This is a genomic window from Thauera sp. 2A1 (assembly GCF_009469595.2).
GTDB lineage: Bacteria > Pseudomonadota > Gammaproteobacteria > Burkholderiales > Rhodocyclaceae > Thauera.
The window spans coordinates 1-23,361 of record NZ_SSXV01000036.1 but is presented as its reverse complement, the minus strand read 5'-3'; the positions used below and the strand labels follow the sequence as shown (position 1 = coordinate 23,361).

Sequence of the window (23,361 nt, the reverse complement as noted above, 5' to 3'; positions counted from 1 at the left end):
CGAACAGGACCGTGAAACAAGACCGCGCCGATGATAGTGAGGTCCGCCCTCGTGAAAGTAGGTCATCGTCAGACTAACCCCATCACTCAACGCCCGAGACCACTCCTGGTCTCGGGCGTTCGTGCGTGTGCACTTCACCAAAACACGCTCCAGTGCGGAGGCGAGCGGTAACGTCCGCCTCGCCCCTGTCGTCGGTCGCCGAGGGGAATCAGGCTCGCGCCGGAATCATGATCTCCGCTTCACCGTCCAGCACCACGTTGCCGCGTACGGTGCACACGGTCGAGAATACCGCGCGACGCTTTTCGGTTTTCAGTTCCTTGACTGTGACGCGGGCAACCACGGTGTCGCCGATCTTCACCGGCGCCTTGAACTTCAGCGTCTGGCTCAGGTAGATGCAGCCCGGACCTGGCAGGCGGGTGCCGAAGACCGCGGAGATGAGCGCCGCGGACAGCATGCCGTGGGCGATCCGACCGCCGAACATGGTACTGGCAGCAAATTCAGCGTCCAGATGAACGGGATTCGTGTCGCCGGACACGCCGGCGAACATCAGGATGTCGGCTTCACTGACGGTCTTCGACAACGCAGCGCTCATTTCCGGCTTCAGATCCTCGAAGCGGTATCCATAAAGTTCCGAGAAATCACGGTTTACTTCAGTCATGTCAGTTTCCTGGAGTGATGAAAAAAGGAACAGAAATCCCAGCGGGCTCGACAAGGCGGCAGCGAATGGCCGAGGCGCATCGCAACCGGGATGCAAAATCGGTGATGCCGGGATGCCTGAGTTTAGCGTACAAGGCCGTCGAGGGTGGGCCTGTGTTACCATCTCGCCGCGTTTTCGGACAGCGTACGAAAGATTCATAAAAACAATTGCTTGAGTACGGCTTTGCGTAACACCTCTGGGCAAGTGTGACCGGTTTAACGGCCTGTCAGTCTGGCTTCGGCTATGGTGGAAGCAGTTTCGCTCTATGCGGCTGCGCCGGTTCCGCGTGGCGCAAGTTTGCTGAGGACCATCATGCTGAAAGTGTTCAGCCACTACTTTCCCCTGCACACGCTGCAACAGGCGCTGTTCGACGCCACGCTCCTGTTTGTGCTCGTTGTTGCGGCAATCTGGTCCCACGCGCAGCCGCAAGCTGGGCTCTGGGCGGCGATCACACCGTCGGCACTGGTCTTCGCCGTCGTCATGGTGGGGCTGAATTCGGCGATGGGCTTGTATCGCCCATTGAACCGCCGATCGACACGCCAGGCGTTTTCCCGGGTTGTCCTCTCCGTTGTGGTGAGCGTACCGGTTGCCTACCTGATCTTCGGGGCCCTGCCGTGGGGCGCACCGACGAACGATGCCACGCAGTGGTGGGTCGTGCTTGGGCTGGGGGCTGTCCTGCTGGGGCGCGGCGTGATCAATCAGCGTCAGGCCGCGGTGCTGTTTGCGCCGCGAGTGCTGATCATGGGAACCGGGCCCGACGCACAGGCGGTCTATCGCGATCTGACACAGCCCCTCCAGCGCAGTGTCGATGTCGTCGGCTTTTTTCCGTCGGACAGGGGTGAGGAAGTCACGGTCGATGCTCGCTCGATTCTGCCGGCAGGTAATCTTGTTCAACTGGTGCGAAAGCACAAGGTCAATGAAATCATCGTCGCGGTTCGGGAGCGCCGTGGTGGCGCGCTGCCGCTTCGGGAATTGCTTGATTGCAAGTTGAACGGCGTCCGCGTGCTGGATCTGTCTTCATTCTTCGAGCGAGTGCAGGGGCAGGTGCCGGTGGACTCGCTGCGCGCGAGCTGGCTCATCTATGGCGATGGATTTCGTCAGGGTTGGGCGAGAACGCTGGTGAAGCGCTGCTTCGACCTCTGCGCGGCAATCATGCTGCTTGTCTTGGCGCTGCCGATCATGCTCGTCACTGCCTTGCTCATCCTGCTCGAGGATGGCGCGCCGCTCTTCTACCGGCAGGAGCGGGTCGGTCTCGGAGGGCGGGTTTTCAAGGTCATCAAGTTTCGCAGCATGCGCCGCGATGCCGAGAAGGACGGCAAGCCGCGCTGGGCCAGCTCCAATGACGATCGGGTTACGCGTGTCGGTCGCGTCATACGCAAGCTGCGCATCGACGAATTGCCGCAACTTCTGAACGTGATCGTGGGTGAAATGAGCCTTGTCGGCCCGCGGCCGGAACGCCCCTTCTTCGTGGATCAACTGGCTCGCGAGATCCCGTTCTATGCGGTGCGTCACTGCGTCAAGCCAGGCGTGACAGGCTGGGCGCAGGTTCGATACCAGTATGGCTCCTCAGTCGATGATGCGGTACAGAAGCTTCAGTACGATTTGTACTATGTGAAGAATCACACCCTGGTGCTCGATGTGCTCGTCCTGTTCGAGACCGTTCGCGTCGTGCTGACCGGCGAGGGTGCCCATTGACGGATGCGTGCGTCGGCACGGGCGGATGAGTTCAGGCTGGCCTGTTGATGTGATACCGGGCCGGAACGTGGTTGGCGCAAGGGGCGTGTCTTGCTCGAAGTGGCGTATTGGGGCTATGGCCTGGCGGCCATCGCGTATCTGATTTTCGGCGTCTACGCCTTTCTTGCCTGGCGCGGCGGTCCTGCGGGAGCTACGCTGCTGGGCGCAATCCTGGCCTCCTGCCTGTGGGCGCTTGCGTCGGCTGCGTACGCGAGAACAGACAACCCTCTGCTGTTCGGCTTGTGCGGCGTGCTCGACGCTGTGCGGACGGGCGCGTGGTATGCCTTCCTTGTCATGCTGCTGCGCACCATATCCGATCGGCCGGCCAGATGGCCTGCCGTGCTGGCCGGCGTAGTCGTTGTCGCTCAAGTGGTCAGCCTTGCGATCGATATGTCGGGTGCCGCGGCCGCTTTGCCGCTCCGGCCTGTTTTCGCAGCCTGGCTTGCGCAGGCGGTGGTCGGGTTGATGCTCGTCGAGCAGCTGTTTCGCGGTGTGCCGGCCGCGTCGCGTTGGGCGATCAAGCCTCTCTGCATCGCGCTTGGTGCGGGCTATGTCTTCGATCTTTATTGCTTCGCCGATGGATCGCTCTTCGGACGACTCGATACCGACGTGTGGGCGATGCGCGGAATTGCACACGCATTGCTGATTCCGCTGATCGCAATGTCGGGCGCGCGCAACCCGTCGTGGACCGTGCGCATGTCGATGTCGCGCGAGATGGTCTTCCATTCCACGGCGCTTGCGGTTTCCGGGCTCTATCTGCTGGTGATCTCGGCCGCGGGCTATTACATCCGTTATTTCGGCGGCGACTGGGGCAGGGCGCTGCAACTCACGCTGCTCTTTGCCGGGCTGGTGCTGCTCGGCATGCTGCTTTTTTCCGGTGCGCAGCGTGCGCGCCTGCGCGTGTTCCTGAACAAGCACCTGTTTCCCTATCGCTACGACTACCGCAACGAATGGCTGCGTTTCACGCAGGCGCTGGCCTCGGCTGGAGGGGATTTGGGGCAGTCGGTGATCAGGGCGCTCGCCGACCTGGTCGAAAGTCCCGGTGGCAGTCTCTGGCTGCGCAATGCCGATGGCCTATTCTCTATGCACGCGCGGCTGAACCAGCCCTCCAGCGAAGTCAGCGAAGCGGCCGATTCGTCCTTCTGCTGTTTTCTCGATCACAGGGAATGGATCATCAGTCTCGAGGAGTACCGCCTCCGCCCGGCCCAATATGGCGAGCTCCGGCTGCCGGAGTGGCTTTCCGTCATGCAGGATGCCTGGCTGGTCGTTCCTCTCAAGGGCAGTGGTCCCCTGCTGGGCTTCGTCGTGCTCAACGCGCCGAGGGCACCGTTTGAAATCGATTGGGAGGTGCTCGACCTGCTCAAGACGGCGCAACGGCAGGCAGCCGGATACCTTGAGCGCATGCAGGCAGCGGAAGCCCTGCTCGAGGCCCGCAAGTTCGATTCCTTCAATCGCATGTCGGCTTTCGTCGTCCACGACCTCAAGAACCTCGTGGCGCAGTTGTCCTTGATGCTGAAGAACGCGGAGCGTCACAGGGACAATCCCGAGTTCCAGCAGGACATGCTCGAGACGGTGGCGCATGTCGAGTCGCGCATGCGTGGCCTGATGGGCCAGTTGCAGGAAAAGCGGTCGATCGATCCACCCAGGCTGCTGGACGTCGTCGACATTGCGCGCAACGTGTGTCGTTCGAAGCGCGGTCAGCTTCCCGAGGTGGGGTTGAAAGAAGAAATCGGCGGATCGGTGGAGGTCCTCGCGCACCCCGAGCGGCTCGAGCGAATCATCGGTCATATCGTGCAAAATGCACTGGATGCGACGGAGGAGGATGGTATCGTCAGCCTGAGGATCGCCCGCGGCGATGCGGGTCGCGTGCAGATCATCGTCGAGGATACCGGCTGCGGCATGGCCCCCGACTTCCTGCGTGAGCGACTGTCACGTCCCTTCCAGACGACGAAGACCAGCGGTATGGGCATCGGCGTCTTCGAAACCCGGCAGTATGTGAATGAAATCGGTGGGGCGCTCCGCTTCGACAGCGAGGTGGGGCGAGGAACGCGGGTGACGATCGATCTGCCCCGCGGGAATCGCGGAAGCGCCCGGCAAACGCCGGAAATGGAACCCGTGAATGGCTGAGAAGCAACAACGTACACTATTGATCGTCGAGGATGACCCTGCGCTGCAGAAGCAGATGCGCTGGGCGTTCGACGGTTTCGAAACCGTGCTGGCGAGCGATCGCGAGAGTGCGATCGTGCAACTGCGCCGGCACGAGCCGGCGGTGGTCACGATGGACCTGGGCTTGCCGCCCGCGCCCGACGACGTCAGCGAAGGTTTCCGACTGCTAGGCGAAATCATCGCGCTTGCGCCGGAGACGAAGGTCATTGTGCTGACTGGCCAGCACGACCGCGAGAACGCGGTGAAGGCGGTCGGCATGGGCGCCTACGACTTCTTCGCCAAGCCCTTCGAGCCTGAAATGCTCGAGCTCACCATCGATCGCGCTTTCCGCATGTACGACCTGCAGGCCGAGAATGCGCGGCTGGTGGCGATCCAGGCGAGCCCTCTTTCGGGCCTGCTGACGCGCGATCCGGGCATGCTCAAGATCTGCCGGACGATCGAGAAGCTGGCATCGGCCTCGGTCACCGTTGCCCTGCTCGGCGAGAGCGGCACCGGCAAGGAAGTGCTGGCCCGTGCGTTGCACGTGCTCTCGCCGCGCACCGCCGAGCGCTTCGTCGCGATAAACTGCGCGGCCATCCCGGACACGCTGCTGGAAAGCGAGCTTTTTGGTTACGAGAAGGGGGCGTTCACCGGGGCGGTCAGGCAGACGCTGGGCAAGATCGAGACAGCACATCGCGGTACGCTCTTCCTGGATGAAATCGGCGATCTGCCGCTGCCGCTCCAGGCCAAGCTGCTGCGCTTCCTGCAGGAGCGGGTCATCGAGCGCATCGGCGGACGCGAGGAAATCCCGGTCGATGTGCGCATCGTTTGCGCGACCCACCGTGACCTGAAAGCGCAGATTCGCGCAGGGCTGTTCAGGGAGGATCTTTACTATCGTCTCGCAGAGATCGTCGTCGACATCCCCCCGCTGCGCGAGCGGCAGGGAGATGCGGTGCTTCTGGCGCACGCGTTCGTGCAGCGCTTCAGCCGTGAGAACGGCAGAACGGGGCTTGGCCTCGGCGATGACGCGGTCGCTGCAATCGAATCGCATCCCTGGCCGGGCAACGTGCGCGAGCTGGAAAACTGCCTGAAGCGCGCGGTGATCATGGCCGACGGTGCCCGCATCGGCGCCGACGACCTCGGGCTCGACGCGGTGGAAGACGACGTCGAGATGCTCAATCTTCGGCAGGTGCGCGACGAGGCTGAGCGGCGCGCCGTGTTGCGCGTCATGGCGCGCACCAATGGCAACGTCGCCCGCGCTGCCGAGCTGCTGGGCATCAGCCGCCCATCCCTGTATGACCTGATCAATCGTTTCGGCCTGAAGAAGGAGAACTGACAGTGAGCAAGCTGCACAACAAGCCGCAACGCAAGGCATGGGCCGGGAGGGCCAGCGCCATTGCGGCCCTGACACTCTCTGCACTCGTTCTGACCGGCTGCAAGGACAGCCCCGAGCAGATGGTGGCGTCGGCGAAGAGTTATCTCGAGAAGAAGGATCTCGACGCAGCAAGCATCCAACTCAAGAGTGCGCTGCAGGCCAACGGCAACCTGGTCGACGCGCGTTTCCTCTTAGGCAAGGTGAATCTGGAGCAGGGCAACGTGCCCGGCGCGGTGAAGGAGCTTCAGCGCGCGCTCGATCTGGGTTATTCGAAGAACGAAGTCCTGCCGCTGCTCGCGCGCTCGCTGCTGCGCTCGGGCGAGGTCGATCGCATCGTCAAGGATTTCTCGGACGTTGCGCTCGACGATCCCAAGGCGCAGTCCATCGTGCTCACCGCTGTGGGCGACGCCTACATGGTCAAGGGCGACCTGCCGAAGGCGCGCGCCAGCTACGAGAAGGCGCTTGCCGGTTCCGACGACGCGCTCGCACGTGTCGGTCTGGCGCGCACCAGGCTTTACGGCGGCGATGCCGCGGGTGCAGAGACCGACCTTCAGGCCATAGTTGCCCGAAATCCGGATCTGGCCGAGGTTCACGGCGCGCTCGCCGAGGCGGCGCTCGCGCAGAAGCGGCCGGACGACGCCATCAAGGCACTGCAGGAGGTGGTCCGGATCAATCCGTCCAATGTCGGCAGCCATTACTCGTTGGTGTCGCTGCTGCTGCAGCAGAATCGTCCGGAGGAAGCGGTCTCGCGGCTGGAAGCGATGAAGAAGGTCGCACCTAAGGATCCGTCGACGATCTACCTGCAGGCCTTCATCGACTTCCGCAACAATCGCTTCGTCGAGGCACGCGATGGCGCGCTCGCCGCATTGAAGTCGGCGCCGGAATTCCTGCCCGCGCATCTGCTCGCCGGCACGGCGATGGTGAGGTTGAACGAGCAGGTCCAGGCGCAGATCCACCTGACCAAGGTGCTGTCGCGCGCGCCAGGCCAAGTGCTGGCGCGAACGATGCTGGTCACGTCGCACCTTGCTCTGGGTGAGGCGCAACGTGCGATGGAAGTGCTGCAGCCATTGCTGGAGTCGCCTTCTCTCGATCCCCGCCTGCTGGGCCTCGCCGGACAGGTCTATCTTTCGAACGGCGATTTTGCCAAGGCCGAGTCCTACTTCGAGCGCGCTGCCAAGGCGGCGCCGGAAGATGCGCGTGCGCGCATGCAACTGGGTGTGGCCAAGATGGCGGGCGGGGATGCTCAGGGAGCGTTCAGCGAACTCGAAACCGCGTCGCAGATGGACGAAGGTGGGATCCGCGCCGATCTCGCCCTGGTCGCCGGGCACATGCGCCGTGGCGAGCTCGACAAGGCGCTGCAGGCGCAGGTTCAACTCGAGCGCAAGCAGCCCGACAACCCGCTGGTGCACAATCTGCGCGGTGGCCTGATGCTGGCCAAGCGCGATCCGGCCGCGGCGCGCGCCGCCTTCGAGAAGGCGCTGACGATCAAGCCGGATTACCTCGCGGCGGCAGTGAACCTTGCGCGCCTGGACATCGCCGACAAGAAACCCGAGAACGGCCTCGCGCGCTTGAAGGCGATTGCCGAGCGCGACCCCAAGAATGTCGAGGCCCAGCTTGCCTACGCCGATTTCCAGGCGGCCACCGGCGCCGAGCCGGCGGCAGTGCTGGCAACGCTGCAGCGCGCGGAAAAGGCGTCGCCTGCCGCGCTGGTGCCGAAGCTCGCCCTCGTCCAGCACTACCTGCGCACGCGGGACACCAAGGCCGCGCTGTCGGTCGCGCAGGAGGCGGTCGCTGCCTACCCGAACGATCTGCGTGCCCTGGAGGCGGCCACCCGCGCCCAGCTTGCTGCGGGCGAAACCCAGCAGGCCATCTCGTCGCTCAACAAGGTGCTGGCCTTGCAGCCGCGTGCCATCGGCGCGCTCGTTCAGCTCGCGGACATCCATCGCGCCAACAAGGACCTGACCGCTGCCGAGCAGTCGCTGCGCAAGGCGCTGGCCATCCGCGCCGACGCGGTGGATGCGCAGGCGCGACTCGCCGGCATCCTCGTCGCGCGCGGTGATCGCGACGGCGCACTGCAGATCGCGCGCGCGGTGCAGAAACAGCGCGCGGATGCCGCGGTCGGCCATGCGATGGAAGGCGACATCCAGGCTGCCGGCGGCAAATGGGCGGATGCCGCGACGAGCTACCGCCGCGCCCTCGACAAGGGGCGCGATCCGCAGAACCTGGTGAAGCTCCACGCCGCACTATTGCGCGCCGAGCGGAAGAACGAGGCCGACAAGCTGGCTGCAGACTGGCTGCGTGAGCGGCCCAAGGACACCGCGGTGCGCGGCTATCTGGCCGAACGTGCACTGGCCGAGAAGCGCTACGCCGACGCCGCGCAGCTCTATCGTGCGCTGAACGAGCTCGCGCCCGACAATGCGCTGGTGCTCAACAACCTCGCGTGGACCGCCAGCCAGGTCAAGGATCCGAAGGCGCTCGAGTATGGCGAGCAGGCCCTCAAGATGGCCCCTGACAGTGCGGCGATTCTTGACACGGTCGGAATGATCCAGGTCGAGCAGGGCCAGGCCGAGAAAGGGCTCGCCAACCTCAATCGCGCGGTCTCACTCGCACCCGACGCTGCCTCCCTGCGCCTCAACCTCGCCAAGGCCTATGCCAAGCTGGGCCGGCCGGCCGATGCGCGCAAGGAAATCGAAACCATGATGCCCAAGCTGAAGGAGGGGACGCCCATCCACTCCGAGGCCACCGCATTGCTCAAGACTCTCTGATACATCGCAAGGAAATACGCATGACCACCATCGCCGTCATCGGCCTCGGCTACGTCGGCCTGCCGCTCGCCGTCGAGTTCGGAAAGAAGTACCGCACCGTCGGCTTCGACCTCTCCGAGGAGAAGGTCGCCGCCTACCGCGAGTTCAACGACCCCACCGGTGAGGTGTCGTCCGACGATCTGCGTGCCGCTGTGCATCTCACCTGCCACACCGATCCCACGGTGCTGCGCGAGGCTGATTTCGTCATCATCGCCGTGCCCACGCCGGTGGATGAAGCGCACCAGCCGGATTTCACACCGCTGGTGAAGTCGTCGACCACCGCCGGGCGGAACCTCAAGCGCGGCGCCATCGTCGTGTATGAATCCACCGTCTATCCGGGCGCCACGGAAGAGATCTGCATTCCCATTCTCGAGCGCGAGTCCGGCATGAAATGGAAGCAGGATTTCTTCGTCGGCTATTCGCCCGAGCGCATCAACCCTGGCGACAAGGAGCGTACCGTCACCCGCATCGTCAAGGTGGTGTCCGGCGACACACCCGAAACCCTGGAGACGGTGAAGCGTATCTACGGCGACGTGATCACCGCTGGCGTCGCCCCGGCAAGCTCGATCAAGGTGGCCGAGGCGGCGAAGGTCATCGAGAACACCCAGCGCGACCTCAACATCGCGTTGATGAACGAACTGGCCGTGCTGTTCCACAAGATCGGTATCGACACGCTGGAAGTGCTCGAGGCGGCAGGCACCAAGTGGAACTTCCTGCCCTTCCGGCCGGGCCTCGTCGGCGGTCACTGCATCGGCGTCGATCCCTACTACCTTACGCACAAGGCCGACATGCTGGGTTATCACCCGCAGGTCATCCTCGCCGGTCGCCGCATCAACGACAGCATGGGCAAGTACGTCGCCGAACAGACGGTCAAGCAGATGATCGGCAACGGCTGTGGCATCAAGGGGGCCAACGTCATCGTGCTGGGGCTGACCTTCAAGGAAAATTGCCCCGACCTGCGCAACAGCAAGGTGATCGACGTCATCCACGAGCTGCAGAGCTACGGCTGCAACGTGCATGTCCATGACCCGGTCGCGTCGTCGGACGAGGCGGTTCACGAATATGGGGTGAGTCTCACGCCCTGGGACGAGCTGCCGGTTGCGGACGCGATCGTGGCGGCGGTGTCGCACCGGGAATACGTCGGGGCGCCGGCTGCCCGACTGTTGCAAAAGCTCGCGCCGGGCGGCGTGTTCGCCGACGTCAAGTCTGCTTATGATCAGGCGATGTTGAAAGCGGCGGGCGCCAAGGTGTGGCGACTGTAAGTGTGGAGCCGTTGCCGGTGATCCCCGTCTGCTGTGGAGCGTTGCCATGAAGCGATCGAACAAGCGTGCGTTGAAGCAGGTCCGCTTCCTCATCGCGAGTCTGGGGCTTTCGGTGCTGCCCCCGGCCGTCGTGGCCGGGCAGGAAGAACAGGCCGTCAGGACGGCGTTTGCGGCGCAGGCGCGCTACCTCGCGGAGCAGGGCCTGACCTACGAGCATGGCGAAGGCGTGCCGCGCGACCAGAAGCATGCGGCGCGGCTGTATTGCGAATCTGCCCGCCTGGGTAACGCTGAGGGCATGTATGCGCTCGGCTGGATGTACGCCAACGGCCGCGGCGTCGAGCGCAACGACGCCTTCGCCGGCACGCTGTTTGCGATGGCGGCGCAACTGGGCCATGTGCACGCGGAGCGCATGTTGCGCTTCACCGGCGAATATACGGGCGCCGTGCCCGAGTGCATGCACACGCCGACCGAGACCGTGCTCGAGCATTGGCCGGTGGAGGGCGTCGTCGCCGGCATGGCGCCGGCACGCCGGGAGATTGCTCAGTTGCTGGTGAAGCTGGCGCCGCAATACGGCATACAGCCGCAGTTCGCTTTGGCGATCGGCATGACCGAGTCCAACCTCAACCCGGGCGCGGTGTCACCGAAGAGCGCAATGGGCGTGATGCAGTTGATCCCCGAGACCGCCGAGCGCTTCAACGTGCGCAATCCCTACGACCCCGAGCAGAACATCCGCGGCGGCCTCGCCTACCTGCGCTGGCTGCTGGCGTACTTCCGCGGCGACATCGCCCTGGCGGCCGCCGGCTACAACGCCGGGGAGGGCGCGGTCGATCGTTACCGTGGCGTTCCGCCGTTTCGGGAGACGCAGGGCTACGTCGAGCGCATTCTCGCCTTCGTCCGCAGCCGTCATCATCCTTACGACGAGCGTATCGTTGCGCCGAGCGTCGCCGTTTCCGGCCTTCGTGCCACCAGTGCTCAGGGGGCGGGGGAGTCGTGACGGGGAGTGCGACGATCGCAGCGTCCTCGCGCCGGCGCATGCTGCTGGCGCTGCTCGCGACCGCCATTGGAACCGCCCTGCCGCGGCCGGCATTGGCCGATCTGGTGCTGATGCTGCCGCAGATCAAGCCCTCGATCGTGGCGGTCGGAACCTATCAACGCACGCGTAGTCCTGCCTTCCGGTTTCTCGGTACCGGCTTTGCGGTCGGCGATGGCCGGCTGGTCGCGACCAATGCGCACGTCGTGCCCGAGTCGATCGCCAGCGAGCAGATGGAGATGCTGGTCGTCGTGTCGCCCGGCGAGGAGCAGACCGGAAAGGTTCATCCGGTGGAGCGCGTGGTCAGCGATCGTGGCCACGATCTCGCGCTGCTGCGCCTGCAGGGCGGTGGCGTCCTGCCGCCGCTGCCGCTCGCAAACGGCGCGCGGGTGCAGGAAGGGCAGTCGGTTGCCTTCACCGGTTTTCCCATCGGCAACGTCCTGGGCATGACGCCCGTGACCCACCGCGGCATCGTCTCGGCCATCACCCCGATCGGCATCCCGCAAGCCAATGCGCGCGACCTAAATCCTGCGCTGGTGCGTCGCCTGTCGGGCGAAGTGTTTCGGGTCTACCAGCTCGACGCCACGTCCTACCCCGGCAACAGCGGCAGCCCGCTGTTCGATCCCGAGACCGGCGAGGTCATCGGCATCATGAACATGGTCTTCGTGAAATCGACCAAGGAGAGCGTGCTGACCGACCCCTCGGGCATCAGTTACGCCATTCCGGTCGAACACCTGCGCAAGCTGCTGACGGGCGTCCGGTAAGGCATCATCGCCCAAAAAGAACCGCAAAGCCTGTAGCTGTGCGGGTTTCTGGTCCTTCGTGAGGCTGGGCGATACGGGTGTGAATGTCCCGCCACCGGGAATCGAACCCAGATCTGGCGCTTAGGAGGCGCCCGTTCTATCCATTGAACTATGGCGAGATGAGGCGCGCATTCTAGCCGTTCGGGGCGTCCGGTCCAAGCGGCTCGGGCTTATTTGGCGTCGACGGCGCCGCGCCCGGTGAGGCATGCTCGGTGGGGTTGTCCGCCCTCGGCGCGGGCTTCGCGCCGCGCAGGGGCGGCAGGAAGAACTCCTGCGGTCGCTTCAGGAATCGTTGCAGCAGCAGGCGGCCTAGGGTGCGGCCCTGGGCGAAGCTGATGCGGCGCGCGCGCATCGCGACCGTCAGGGTCAGCGAGAAGCTCACCGCCAGGTTCACCAGGCCGATCAGCAGCACGCCGCCGAGCGCGAAGCTCACCGTCTGCCACGGCAGGGCGAAGCCCAGTGCCTCGGCCGAATAGCCCACGTAGGCCGACGAGAAGGCGATGTGCCGGATGTCCAGCGGCAGGCCGAACAACACGCCCAGCGCCGTCGTGCCGCCCAGCAGGAAGCCGAAGAAGAAATTGCCGGCGAGTGCGCCCAGGTTGTTCTCGATGTAGTTTGCCACGCGCTGCATGCGCGCCTCCCCCAGCAGGCGCCGCGGCCCGGCCAACTGCAGCAGGCGCTGTGGAATGCGGTTGTAGGCCGACAGGTTGTCGTAGTAGCCGGCAATGAGCCCCGACAGGAACAGGCAGACGCCCGCGATCGCAGCGAAGAACGGTGCCCCATTGCGCGGATCGATCTCGCCGAGCAGCGTGTTGGCCTTCTCCGGCGTGATGAAATGCGTGCCGCTGATGGCGTGGACCGCCAGCCCCACCGCGATCGCCACCGGAATGGCCAGGCCGATGTTGCCGAGGATGGCCGCAAGCTGGCTGCGCACGGTGCGTGCGATGAGATCGGCCAGCGCTTCCAGGTCGCGCGTCTTGCCGCTGGCCTCGCCGATGGACGCAGCGATGGCGTTGGCGGTCATGGCCGGCTGCTTGGTCGCGACGGTGCCGCCGAGGATGTGGATCAGCACGAAGCCCAGGCCGTAGTTCAGGCAGAAGGCGAGCGCCTCGTTGAGCGGCGCCATGCCCTGCTTGCCGAGCACGATCTTGAGCGCCGACATCAGCGCAATGATGATGCCGCCCAGCGCCGCCGAGCTCAGCATGCGGAAATACTCGCCGCGCGTGCTGGTGATGTAGTGCTCGCCGGTGCGACTGGCACTCTCGGTCATGCGCAGCGACAGCAACTCGACGTTCTGGCCCCAGTAGTCGAACAGGTGGTTCTTTCGGCACTCGGCGCGCACCAGCGCCTTGAACAGGCGGATCAGCCGCGGCGCGACGTCGTGCACCACGCGCCGAGTGCGCAGCTCGTCGAGCACGGCGAGCAGTTCAGCGATGCGTTCGAGGTGCTGTCGCAGGCGCTCCAGCGTGAAGGTCAGCGTCAGGCTGGTGCCGATGCGGGTGGCGCGCTTGCGCACGCGCTGCAGCACCTCCCCGCACTGGCCGAGCATCACCGTGAGGTGCTTTTCGTCCGCGACCATGGCGCCGGGCGTGCTCCACCAGTCGATGTAGCGCTGGATGTAGGCGAGCAGTTCCGCATTCTGGGCGAGGAAGGGCGATTCGTATTCCTCGAGGTTGGGATCGATCCGCACCAGCTCGGGATCCAGGCCGATCGCCGAGACGTGGTAGGACAGAACGCGCAGCGCCTCGAGGATTTCGACGAGGGCGGGCGGCAGCTCGCTGGCATCTTCCTCGGCGCGGGGCTCGGCCTCGTCGAGAACGGTGGCGATCAAATCCAGCCAGAGTTCGTCGGGAACCGCGTTCACCCAGACATCATCGTCACGGCGATTGAACACGACCGACAGCACGTCCTTCATGTAGGCGGTGTCGATGACCTGCGGCAGCAGGCGGCCGGAGATGCGGCGCGACGTTTCCGAGAAGAAGCCGGTGGACGGCAGCAGGCCGGACGACACATAGAGCGAGACCTGCTTGCGCTCGCGAAACAGGTCCAGCAGCGAGGTGCGAAGCGCGTGGCGCAGTTCGGGCCGGCGCGCCAGCGTGTGCGTCAGCACGCGCAGCGCCTCCGCAGCGCGTTGCGACTGCGACGGGCGCGGCGGCCGCAAGTGCGCAACCAGCTCCGCCCACAACACCGTAGGGTCTTGATCGGGCAGGGTAAATTTTGCGAGAGTCTGTTCCATTCGCCGTCTGTCCTGGATGTTGCCTGCAAAGCGGCAAGGATTGTTGCACTGCATTATGCGCGAAGCGGACCGCGATGCAGTCTGGCGGATAAAATCCGGTTTCGATTCTTCTTCCCGGCCCCGTGCCGCGCCCCTCATGCCACTGCTATCGGTCGAAAACGCCTGTCTCGCCTTTGGTCACGTCGATCTGCTCGACCATGTCAGCTTCCAGCTCGATCCCGGGGAGCGCGTCGCACTGATCGGGCGCAATGGCTCGGGAAAGTCCAGTCTGTTGCGCGCAGTCGCAGGGCAGGCGGCGCTGGATGACGGCGGCGTGTGGCGCCAGGCCGGCCTGGTCACCGCCTACGTGCCGCAGGAGGCCGACTTCGACCTGGAGCGCGACGTGTTCGCCACTGTCGCCGACGGCCTGGGCGATGCCGCGCGGCTGCTGGTGGACTATCACGCGGCCATGGTGGCGGTGGCCGAGCATGCCACGCCAGAGGCGATGGCCCGGCTCGACCGCCTGCAGCATGCGGTCGAAGCCGCGGAGGGCTGGCGCCTGAACCAGCGTGTCGAGCACATGCTGGCCCGGCTCGGACTGTCGGCAGAGGCGAAGGTTTCCAGCCTGTCGGGTGGCGGCGTCAAGCGCGTCGCGCTGGCGCGCGCGCTGGTGGCCGAACCGGACCTGCTGCTGCTGGACGAACCTACCAACCACCTCGACCTCGACGGCATCCTGTGGCTGGAGGAGCTGATCCGCGATTTTCGCGGCGCGGTGGTGGTGATCACCCACGACCGGGTGTTCCTCGACAACGTCGCCACCCGCATCATCGAGCTGGATCGCGGCAAGCTCGCGAGCTATCCGGGGCGCTTCACCGACTACCAGCGCCGCAAGGCCGAGGAGCTCGAGGCCGAAGCCAAGGCGGCCGCGCGCTTCGACAAGTTCCTCGCGCAGGAGGAGGTCTGGATCCGCAAGGGCGTGGAGGCTCGGCGCACTCGCAACGAGGGCCGCGTGCGCCGCCTCGAGGCCTTGCGCGTGGCCCGCGCGGCGCGCCGCGACCGGCTCGGCAACGTCAGCCTGGCGGTCGACCGGGGCGAACAGAGCGGCCAGATGGTGGCCGAGCTGACCCACGTCACCAAGCGCTTCGGCGATCGCACGGTGGTGCGCGATTTCTCCACCCGCATCATGCGCGGCGACCGCATCGGCTTCATCGGCCCCAACGGCGCCGGCAAGACCACGCTGCTCAAGCTCATCCTCGGCGAGATCGCGCCGGACGAGGGGACGGTGCGCCGCGGCACGCGGCAGGCGGTGGCCTACTTCGACCAGTTGCGCGCGCAACTGGATCCGGAACTGCCGCTCACCGAAGTGATCAGTCCGGGCTCGGATTTCGTCGAGATCGGCGGCGAGAAGAAGCACGTCATCGGCTACCTGGGGGATTTCCTCTTTGCGCCGCAACGGGCGCGTTCGCCGGTGAAGTCGCTGTCCGGCGGCGAGCGCAACCGCCTGCTGCTCGCGCGCCTGTTCGCGCGGCCGGCCAACCTGCTGGTGCTGGACGAGCCGACCAACGACCTCGACATCGAGACGCTCGACCTGCTCGAGGAACTGCTCGCCGGCTACGAGGGCACGCTGTTCCTGGTGAGCCACGACCGCGCCTTCCTGGACAACGTGGTGACCCAGGTCATCGCCGCCGAAGGCGACGGGCGCTGGGGCGAATACGCCGGCGGCTACGGCGACTGGCAGCGGGTGCAGGCCGCGCGCGCCGCCAGCCAGGAGGCCGCGCGCGACACGGCGAAGCGGGCCACGCCGGCGCCGGTCAGGCCCTCCGCCGACAAGGGCGCGGCGAGCCGGCCGGCGAAGATGTCGTTCAACGACAAGCGCGAGCTCGAGGGTCTGCCGGATCGCATCGCCGCGCTGGAGGACGAGCAGACCGCGCTGCACGCGCGCATGGCCGACCCGGCGCTGTACCAGCAGGCGCCGCAGGAAGTTGCGCTGATCAAGGCGCGGCTGGAAGCACTGGAGGGCGAGATCGAGGCGGCGATGGCGCGCTGGGAAGAGCTGGAGAGCCGGGCTGCGGGGTGATGCACGCCTGTCTGGACGGCTGCAGTCGCGCCGCGAATTTCCGCGGTCCGTAGGGCGGGCTTCACCCCGCCGCTGTGGATGATGCAGGTAGCGCCTCCTCTAGAAGCCGCCCTGCTGCCGGAACCAGGCAATCGCGGCCGCGGTGCCGAGGAACACCAGCATGTGGAAGACCGACCACAGCTTGTAGCGGCGCGCGATGCGCGCCGGATCGAGGTCCGAGATCAGGTACAGCCGGCCGTCCGCCGGGCGCCGCACCACATGCGCCTCGGCCGCCGACAGGGCGGCGTCGCGCTGCTGGCGCACTTCGCGCCGCGCCTGTGCGCGGGCGAGCTCCCATTCGCGCAGGTCGATCTCGCCGTCGCCGTCGACATCGAAGCGGGCGAGCAGGGCAGGGCGGTCCTTCTTCCACTCTGCGAGCAGCTCGCGCACCTGCGCCGCGGCATCGAATTCGGGCGTGACGCTGCCCAGGGTCAGGAAGTCGCCCAGCACATACACCGGATCGTGGCGCAGCAGCGACCATTGCGTGTGACGCAGCTCGCCCTGCACCACCACGTCACGGCGTTGCACCAGCATCTCGGCACCGTCCGGATCGACGGCGCACTCGCCGCTGGCGTCAACGACGAGGAAGGACGCGTCGCTCTCGTGGGTGCGCTCATGGCGCCACTTGCCGTCGCGATCGCGGCGCTCGGTGAGCACGCGGTACCACAGCACCGGCAGGCCGTTGAGCGGCGACAGCACCGGCGTGCCCTGCAGTGGCTGGCCTCGGCCGCGCAGTTCGGCGTAACCCTGCGCGGCCGAGGCGATGCGCGCGGTCGGCGTGTCGAGGATCATCCGTGCATGATGCAGCGAGCGCAGCCAGCCATAGAGCCCGGACGCCAGCAACAACGCCAGCGCGACGACGGCCGCCGGCCCGGGGCCGGCCCGCAGGGCGAGCGCGACGAGCGCAAGCTGGGCGAGCGGCAGCGCGGCGTTGAGTCCGTCGCGGCGCAGGCGGACGTGCATGGGGAAAGCGGCGGCGAGGTGCGGGGATCAGTTACCGAACAGCGCCTTCAGGTCGATGTCGGCCTTCTCGGCGGTGGAGAACTCCAGCAGCGGCTGCGCCATGAACTGGAACAGGCGCGCGATGACGAGGTCGGGGAACTGGTCGATGCGCACGTTGTTCACGTTGACCGCCTCGTTGTAGAGCTCGCGCCGGTCGGCGATGCTGTTCTCGAGCGCGGTGATGCGTGCCTGCAGTTGCATGAAGTGCTCGTTGGCCTTGAGTTCGGGATAGGCCTCGGCAACCGCGAAGATCTGGCCCAGGCCGGTACGCAGCGCGCTCTCGGCCGCCCCCAGTGCCGCCACGTCGTGCTGCTCGCGCGCGGCGGCCACACGCGCCCGCGCCTCGGTCACGCGCGCCAGCGTGGTGGCCTCGAACTGCTTGTACTGGCGGCACACTTCGACCAGCTTGGGCAGCTCGTCGTGGCGCTGCTTGAGCAGCACGTCGATGTTCGCCCAGGCGCGCGCGACGTTGTGCTTGAGGCGGACCAGACCGTTGTAGGCCATGACCGTGTAGAGCAGCGCGAGGACCGCGATGCCCGAGAGAACGGCGCCGGAAATGCTCATGAATCCTGACTCCTGCTTGTGGAAACCGGTGTTGGCGACATCCTATACTCTCGCAGTCGGCCGGGCCGTTGCGCATGCCACGCTGCGCCGTCGATGGGTCGCACCCGGGAGAACGTCGATCAATCGCCTCGTGATTCTGTCCCTGCTCGTCATCGCCTGTGGCGCGCTCGCAGTCATCTTCCTCGCCTATCAGCACCCGGCGCTGCTGCTGAACTTCGGCAACCTGCAGTCCTGCGGCTGAATCAGTCGGCCGCCGGCGCGGTGGTGAAGCGGCCGCGGTGCTCCTCCGGGACGCCGATGCGCTGCAGCAGCACGTCGCGCGGCAGGCGGAGCAGTTCCTCGATCAGGTCGATGTCGGTCGGCAGCGCGGCATCGTCCCAGCCGTGCGCGAGGTGGCGGGCGAAGTCGGCGGCCAGCTTCACCGTGCGCACGCGCGGGTTTTCGCTCAAGGTTTCGTCGAGCAGATGAACGAGCAGCTCGGGCAGCCGCCATGCGCGGATCAGGCCGAGCTGGATCTCGTCGGCCGTTGCCCCGAACACCGTCTTTTGCGCCACCGTGCTGCGCAGCGTGGGGTCGGCGTGCTGCATTGCATACACCCGCTGTGTCAGCTCGGGCGCAAACACCCAGCACACGATCTCCGTTGCCTCGCGCAGCAGGGCCGCCACGGTGATCTCGTTGGGGTCCAGGTCGTGGCGCACGACCGCCCACTCGCGCGCATGATCGGCGGCGCGGCGCGCATTGCCGATCACCTTCAGCACGCCGATCAGCGCGCGGGGATGGGCCTGCAGCGCGTCCTCGACTGTCGGCAGGTCGGCAAAGGTGTGGAAGAAGGGCTCGACCCCCATCATCATGATGGCGCGGTCGATCGTCGTGATGTCGTGGTTCTGTGACTTTGCGCGATGGCGCTCGAGATGGGTGAGCAGGCGCATCGTCATCAGCGGATCGCCCAGCACGACTGCAGCGATCCGCTTTGCGTTCACCGTGTCGGCTGCGGCGCGCAGCGCTTCCAGCTCGCGGCGCGTCTTGCGCAGCACGGGCAATTCCTGGCTGGAAAAGTGGCGGACGTAATCGTCGGCCGAACTCAACGGCGTGGCGGGCAGGGTCATCTCAGGGTGGTGCGGACGCTTTCGTGTGGAGGATATCGGCTCCCCGGCGGCGAACTGAAGCGGGCGGCTACCGCGCGTGAAGGATTCCACACCCATGTGGCTATAATCCGGTGATCGACAGACACGATCTTCCACTCAGGAGACACGCTGCATGAGCGCATTCAAGGCCTTCGTCATCGATCAGGATGAAAACAGGAAGGTCGTCAGCCGCCTGACGACGATGCAGCCGGAGCAGCTCGACGCGGGCGAAGTGCTGATCCGGGTGAGCTACTCCAGCATCAACTACAAGGACGCGCTCGCCGCCACCGGCGCCGGCAAGATCATCCGCCGCTTCCCCTGCGTGGGCGGCATCGACCTGTCGGGCGAAGTGGTCGACAGCGCCGATGCGCGCTTCAAGCCCGGCGACAAGGTCATCGCCACCAGCTTCGACATCGGCGTGGCGCATCACGGCGGCTACGCCGAATACGCGCGCGTGCCTGCCGGCTGGGTGGTGCCGCTGCCGGCCGGGCTCGATGTGTTCGAGGCGATGGCGCTGGGCACGGCGGGCTTTACCGCGGCGCTGGGCGTCGTGCGCATGGAGGACAACGGCCTCGCGCCCGCCAACGGCCCGGTCATCGTCACTGGCGCCACCGGCGGCGTGGGCGGCCTGGCGATCGAGATGCTGGCGCAGCTCGGCTATCACGTCGTCGCGCTCACCGGCAAGGAGGCCGAAACCGATTACCTGAAGATGCTGGGCGCGGCCGAGATCAAGCTGCGCTCCTCGATCGAGCTCGACAAGGTGCGTCCGCTGGAGGCGGCGCAGTGGGCGGGCGCGGTCGACAATGTCGGCGGCCCCATCCTGCACTGGGTGCTGGCGACGATGAAGCAGGCCGGCACGGTGGCGAGCATCGGCAACGCCGCAAGCTTCAAGCTCGACACCACCGTGTTCCCATTCATCCTGCGTGGCGTGAGCCTGCTGGGCATCGATTCCGGCTACATGGGTTTCCCCACGCGCCAGCGCGTGTGGGACCGGCTGGCGACCGATCTCAAGCCGAAGCACCTGGCCGCGGTGACGCGCACCATCGGCTTCGACGATCTGCCCGGTGCGTTCGACGACTTCATCGCTGGCCGGGTCAAGGGCCGCACCGTCGTGCGCATCGGCGCCTGACGAGGGCAGGGCCTGCGGCGGGGATGCGCATGAACGACGAAGCAAAACTGCCCAAGATCCTCGTTGCCGACGATTCGCGCATGGTGCGGGCGAGCATCGCCAAGCACATCCGCGGCCAGTTCGATGTGCGCGAGGAAAGCGACGGCCAGGCGGCCTGGGAAGCGCTGCTGGTCGACCCCGCCATCAACCTGGTGCTGACCGACATCGGCATGCCGCGGCTGGACGGCTACGGCCTGCTCGAGCGCATCCGTGGCTCCCGTCTCGGCCGCGTGCGCACGCTGCCGGTGGTGATCCTGTCGGGCGACGAGGACGAGAAGGCGCGCGAGCGGGCCCTGTCGCTTGGCGCCAATGGTTTCATCACCAAGGGCGGCGGCGGCGTGGAACTGCTCGCCACGCTGAACTCGATGGTGAGGCTGGCCCAGACCCAGAACGAACTCGAGGAGAGCCGCGCCGCCCTGTCGCGGCAAAGCCCGGTGGACCCCGCGACCGGGCTCGCCACCGAGGCCTACCTTCAGCATCGGGCGCAGCAGGAGATCTCCCGCGCGCGCCGCACGCAGACCGACATCGTCGCCCTCGTCGTCGAGCTCGACGAACTCGCGCCGCTGCTGGCGCGCTATGGCGACCACGTGGTGCAGCTCATCGGCCGCAAGCTGTCGAAGATGCTCGGCAGCCGCATCCGAGCCGAAGATACGCTGACGCAGCGCTCGGCCAGCCAGTTCGCGCTGCTCGCACCGGGAACCGACCTCGTGGCGGGATGCGCCTTCGCGCTGCGCATCAAGCAGCGGCTGGAGAACCTCGTGATGACCTATCGCGAGGAGCGCATCCGCGTCAGCGTGTCGATCGGCTTGGCCAGCGCCGCAGCGGACCGCCTGGGCTCGGTGGGCGACCTGCTGGAGACGGCCACGCGCCGCGCACAAGCGGGCGTGGCTGCCGGTGGGAACAAAGTCATCGCCGACCGCGGCGAGGTGACGCAGGGGATGCTTGAGCGGCGGGCATCGCCGCTCCTGAGCGTCGATGCTGCGTTGCGGCACCTGCGTCTCGGTCAGCAGGAAGAAGTCACCACACAGTTGCCCGAACTGCTGATGACGCTGGTGCCCTTGCTGGAATTGCTAGAATCGCGGCTGCACTGCGGCCTCCCGATCCCACAGCTCAAGCAGATCGAAAACAGGACGGGAGGTCGCGGTGACGATCTCGATGTGACGCAGACGCACATCTAGATTGCCGGGGCGGCAGCGAGCGCAATGCCCGCATGCCGCGAGTCATTGCCTTGAGGGATTCAAAGAGGGAGAGGATGCAAATGACGACTTACACCGAGTTCCACCGCCGTTCCATCGACAAGCGCGACGAGTTCTGGGCCGAACAGGCGCAGCTCGTGCACTGGAACAAGCCGGCCGAGCAGATCTGCGATTTCTCGCGCCCGCCCTTCGTCAAGTGGTTCAAGGGCGGTGAAACCAACCTGTGCTACAACGCGGTCGACCGCCATGCGGCAGCGCGGCCGAATGACCGCGCACTGGTCTACATCTCGACCGAGACCAACGAAGAGAAAGTCTATTCCTTCGCCGAGCTGCAGCGCGAAGTCGAGCGCATGGCGGCGATCTACCAGGACCTTGGCGTCAAGCGCGGCGACCGCGTGCTGATCTACATGCCGATGATCGCCGAGGCTGCCTTCGCCATGCTGGCCTGCGCGCGCATCGGCGCGATCCACTCGGTGGTGTTCGGCGGCTTTGCGTCCGGTTCGCTCGCCACGCGCATCGACGACGCCAAGCCGGTGCTGATGGTCAGCTCCGATGCCGGCATGCGCAACGGCAAGCCGGTGCCCTACAAGCATCTGGTGGACGAGGCCTGCAAGCTGGCTGAATTCCCGCCCGCCAAGGTGCTGATCGTCGACCGCGGCCTGGACAAGGGCTTCCCCTGGGTCGAAGGCCGCGACGTCGATTACGCCGAGCTGCGCGCGAAGCACATGGATGCGAAGGTGCCGGTGCAGTGGATGGAATCCTCCGAGCCGAGCTACATCCTCTACACCTCCGGCACCACCGGCAAGCCCAAGGGCGTGCAGCGCGACACGGGCGGCTACACGGTGGCGCTGGCGGCGTCGATGAAGCACATCTTCACCGGCGAGGCGGGCGAGACCATGTTCTCGACCTCCGACATCGGCTGGGTGGTCGGCCATAGCTACATCATCTACGGCCCGCTGCTCGCCGGCATGGCGACCGTGATGTACGAAGGCACGCCGCTGCGCCCCGACGCCGGCATCTGGTGGCAGATCGTCGAGAAGTACAAGGTTTCGGTGATGTTCTCCGCGCCCACCGCGGTGCGCGTGCTGAAGAAGCAGGACCCGGCCTTCCTCAAGAAATACGACCTGTCCTCGCTCAAGCACCTCTTCCTCGCCGGTGAGCCGCTCGACGAGACCAGCCACCAGTGGATCATGGAAGAGCTGGGCATCCCCGTCATCGACAACTACTGGCAGACCGAAACCGGCTGGCCGATGCTCGCCATCTGCCGCGGCGTCGAGGACAGCCCGATCAAGCTCGGCTCGCCCGCCTTCCCGGTCTTCGGCTACGACCTGCGCATCTTCCGAGAGGACGGCACCGAGTGCGGCGCCAACGAGAAAGGCATCGTCGGCATCGTGCCGCCACTGCCGCCGGGCTGCCTGTCGACGGTATGGGGCCAGGACGACCGCTTCGTCAGCACCTACTTCAGCCTGTTCAAGGATCCGGTGGTGTATTCCTCGTCCGACTGGGGTATCAAGGACGACAAGGGCTACCACTCCATCCTCGGCCGCATGGACGACGTCATCAACGTCGCCGGCCACCGTCTCGGCACGCGCGAGATCGAGGAAGCGGTTCAGACTCATCCGGCCATCGCCGAAGTGGCGGTGGTGGGCGTGGCCGACGAGTTGAAGGGCCAGATGCCGATGGCCTTCGCCGTGGTGAAGAACGGCGCCGATGTCGACACCGCCGAAAAGCGTGCCGCGCTCGAGAAGGAAGTGATGAAGAAGGTCGACGAGAGCCTCGGCGCCATCGCCCGTCCGGCCCGCGTCCACTTCATCGGCGGCCTGCCCAAGACGCGCTCCGGCAAGATGCTGCGCCGCTCTATCCAGGCGCTGGCCGAAGGCCGTGATCCGGGCGACCTGACGACGATCGACGATCCGAGCACGCTGGAGCAGATCAAGGCGGCGCTGAAGGGCTGATGGTGCTGTAGGAGCGGGCTTGACCGCGACGGGAACATCTCAGGTCGCGGTCAAGCCCGCTTATATGGACGCCTCCCGGTTTGGCAAGTGAAGTTTGCATTTGACGCTTGAGGATCTGGCTGCAGTCTTATATCCGGCCTGTTGTGCAGACCCGATGTCTGCTGGCCCTGA

The 23,361-nt window shown here is 66.0% G+C and carries 16 protein-coding genes and 1 tRNA gene; 11 read left to right on the top strand and 6 right to left on the bottom strand.

All coding sequences use genetic code 11. From position 1 onward, the window contains the following. Positions 1–208 precede the first annotated feature (208 nt). A complete protein-coding gene (locus GH664_RS21380; protein WP_153170144.1) occupies positions 209–658 on the bottom strand; it encodes a MaoC family dehydratase in 450 nt (149 codons plus the stop codon). Positions 659–1,009: 351 nt separating this feature from the next. On the opposite strand from GH664_RS21380, the gene GH664_RS21375 reads away from it, so the two are divergent. The 7 genes from GH664_RS21375 to GH664_RS21345 all read left to right on the top strand — a co-directional run bounded on the left by GH664_RS21375 (position 1,010) and on the right by GH664_RS21345 (position 11,811). Continuing rightward, entirely contained in the window at positions 1,010–2,392 is a 1,383-nt protein-coding gene (locus tag GH664_RS21375) for a TIGR03013 family XrtA/PEP-CTERM system glycosyltransferase (RefSeq protein WP_153170143.1), read from the top strand. Positions 2,393–2,482: 90 nt separating this feature from the next. Beyond that, positions 2,483–4,558, top strand: coding sequence for an XrtA/PEP-CTERM system histidine kinase PrsK (gene prsK, locus GH664_RS21370; RefSeq protein WP_153170142.1), 2,076 nt, complete (start codon positions 2,483–2,485; stop codon positions 4,556–4,558). Then, positions 4,551–5,912: a PEP-CTERM-box response regulator transcription factor gene (prsR, locus tag GH664_RS21365; protein ID WP_153170141.1), complete on the top strand. Its 1,362-nt coding sequence runs from the start codon at positions 4,551–4,553 to the stop codon at positions 5,910–5,912. Before prsK ends, prsR begins: the two co-directional genes overlap by 8 nt. A 2-nt stretch (positions 5,913–5,914) precedes the next feature. Next, positions 5,915–8,716, top strand: a complete 2,802-nt coding sequence (prsT, locus tag GH664_RS21360; RefSeq protein ID WP_153170140.1) for an XrtA/PEP-CTERM system TPR-repeat protein PrsT — start codon at positions 5,915–5,917, stop codon at positions 8,714–8,716. 20 nt (positions 8,717–8,736) lie between these two features. Further along, a complete protein-coding gene (locus GH664_RS21355; RefSeq protein WP_153170139.1) occupies positions 8,737–10,017 on the top strand; it encodes a nucleotide sugar dehydrogenase in 1,281 nt (426 codons plus the stop codon). A 46-nt stretch (positions 10,018–10,063) separates the two neighbouring features. Further along, the gene (locus GH664_RS21350; RefSeq protein ID WP_153170138.1) at positions 10,064–11,011 is read left to right on the top strand and encodes a transglycosylase SLT domain-containing protein; all 948 of its coding nucleotides are present in this window, start codon (positions 10,064–10,066) and stop codon (positions 11,009–11,011) included. A gap of 38 nt (positions 11,012–11,049) precedes the next feature. Then, the gene (locus GH664_RS21345) at positions 11,050–11,811 is read left to right on the top strand and encodes a serine protease (RefSeq protein ID WP_153170137.1); all 762 of its coding nucleotides are present in this window, start codon (positions 11,050–11,052) and stop codon (positions 11,809–11,811) included. Between the two features lie 86 nt (positions 11,812–11,897). Here the strand turns inward: GH664_RS21345 and GH664_RS21340 are convergent. Further along, positions 11,898–11,969, bottom strand: a tRNA-Arg gene (locus GH664_RS21340). 14 nt (positions 11,970–11,983) lie between these two features. Then, entirely contained in the window at positions 11,984–14,086 is a 2,103-nt protein-coding gene (locus GH664_RS21335; RefSeq protein WP_153170136.1) for a site-specific recombinase, read from the bottom strand. 136 nt (positions 14,087–14,222) lie between these two features. Here GH664_RS21335 and GH664_RS21330 point away from each other — a divergent pair, with 136 nt between their 5' ends. Further along, positions 14,223–16,142: an ATP-binding cassette domain-containing protein gene (locus GH664_RS21330; protein ID WP_153170135.1), complete on the top strand. Its 1,920-nt coding sequence runs from the start codon at positions 14,223–14,225 to the stop codon at positions 16,140–16,142. A 99-nt stretch (positions 16,143–16,241) separates the two neighbouring features. Here GH664_RS21330 and GH664_RS21325 read toward each other — a convergent pair whose 3' ends face one another. The 3 genes from GH664_RS21325 to GH664_RS21315 all read right to left on the bottom strand — a co-directional run bounded on the left by GH664_RS21325 (position 16,242) and on the right by GH664_RS21315 (position 18,853). After that, positions 16,242–17,144 carry a hypothetical protein gene (locus GH664_RS21325; protein WP_153170134.1) on the bottom strand — a complete coding sequence of 301 codons (903 nt, stop codon included), beginning with the start codon at positions 17,142–17,144 and terminating at the stop codon, positions 16,242–16,244. Between the two features lie 27 nt (positions 17,145–17,171). Then, a complete protein-coding gene (locus GH664_RS21320) occupies positions 17,172–17,747 on the bottom strand; it encodes a LemA family protein (RefSeq protein WP_153170133.1) in 576 nt (191 codons plus the stop codon). Between the two features lie 242 nt (positions 17,748–17,989). Further along, positions 17,990–18,853, bottom strand: a complete 864-nt coding sequence (locus GH664_RS21315; RefSeq protein ID WP_153170132.1) for an HDOD domain-containing protein — start codon at positions 18,851–18,853, stop codon at positions 17,990–17,992. A 151-nt stretch (positions 18,854–19,004) separates the two neighbouring features. On the opposite strand from GH664_RS21315, the gene GH664_RS21310 reads away from it, so the two are divergent. The 3 genes from GH664_RS21310 (at position 19,005) to GH664_RS21300 (ending at position 23,190) form a co-directional block, all read left to right on the top strand. Continuing rightward, complete coding sequence (locus tag GH664_RS21310; protein WP_153170131.1) at positions 19,005–20,000, top strand: oxidoreductase; 996 nt, start codon at positions 19,005–19,007, stop codon at positions 19,998–20,000. A gap of 29 nt (positions 20,001–20,029) precedes the next feature. Further along, the gene (locus tag GH664_RS21305) at positions 20,030–21,217 is read left to right on the top strand and encodes a response regulator (protein ID WP_308445483.1); all 1,188 of its coding nucleotides are present in this window, start codon (positions 20,030–20,032) and stop codon (positions 21,215–21,217) included. A 74-nt stretch (positions 21,218–21,291) separates the two neighbouring features. Continuing rightward, complete coding sequence (locus tag GH664_RS21300; RefSeq protein WP_153170129.1) at positions 21,292–23,190, top strand: propionate--CoA ligase; 1,899 nt, start codon at positions 21,292–21,294, stop codon at positions 23,188–23,190. Positions 23,191–23,361 lie beyond the last annotated feature (171 nt).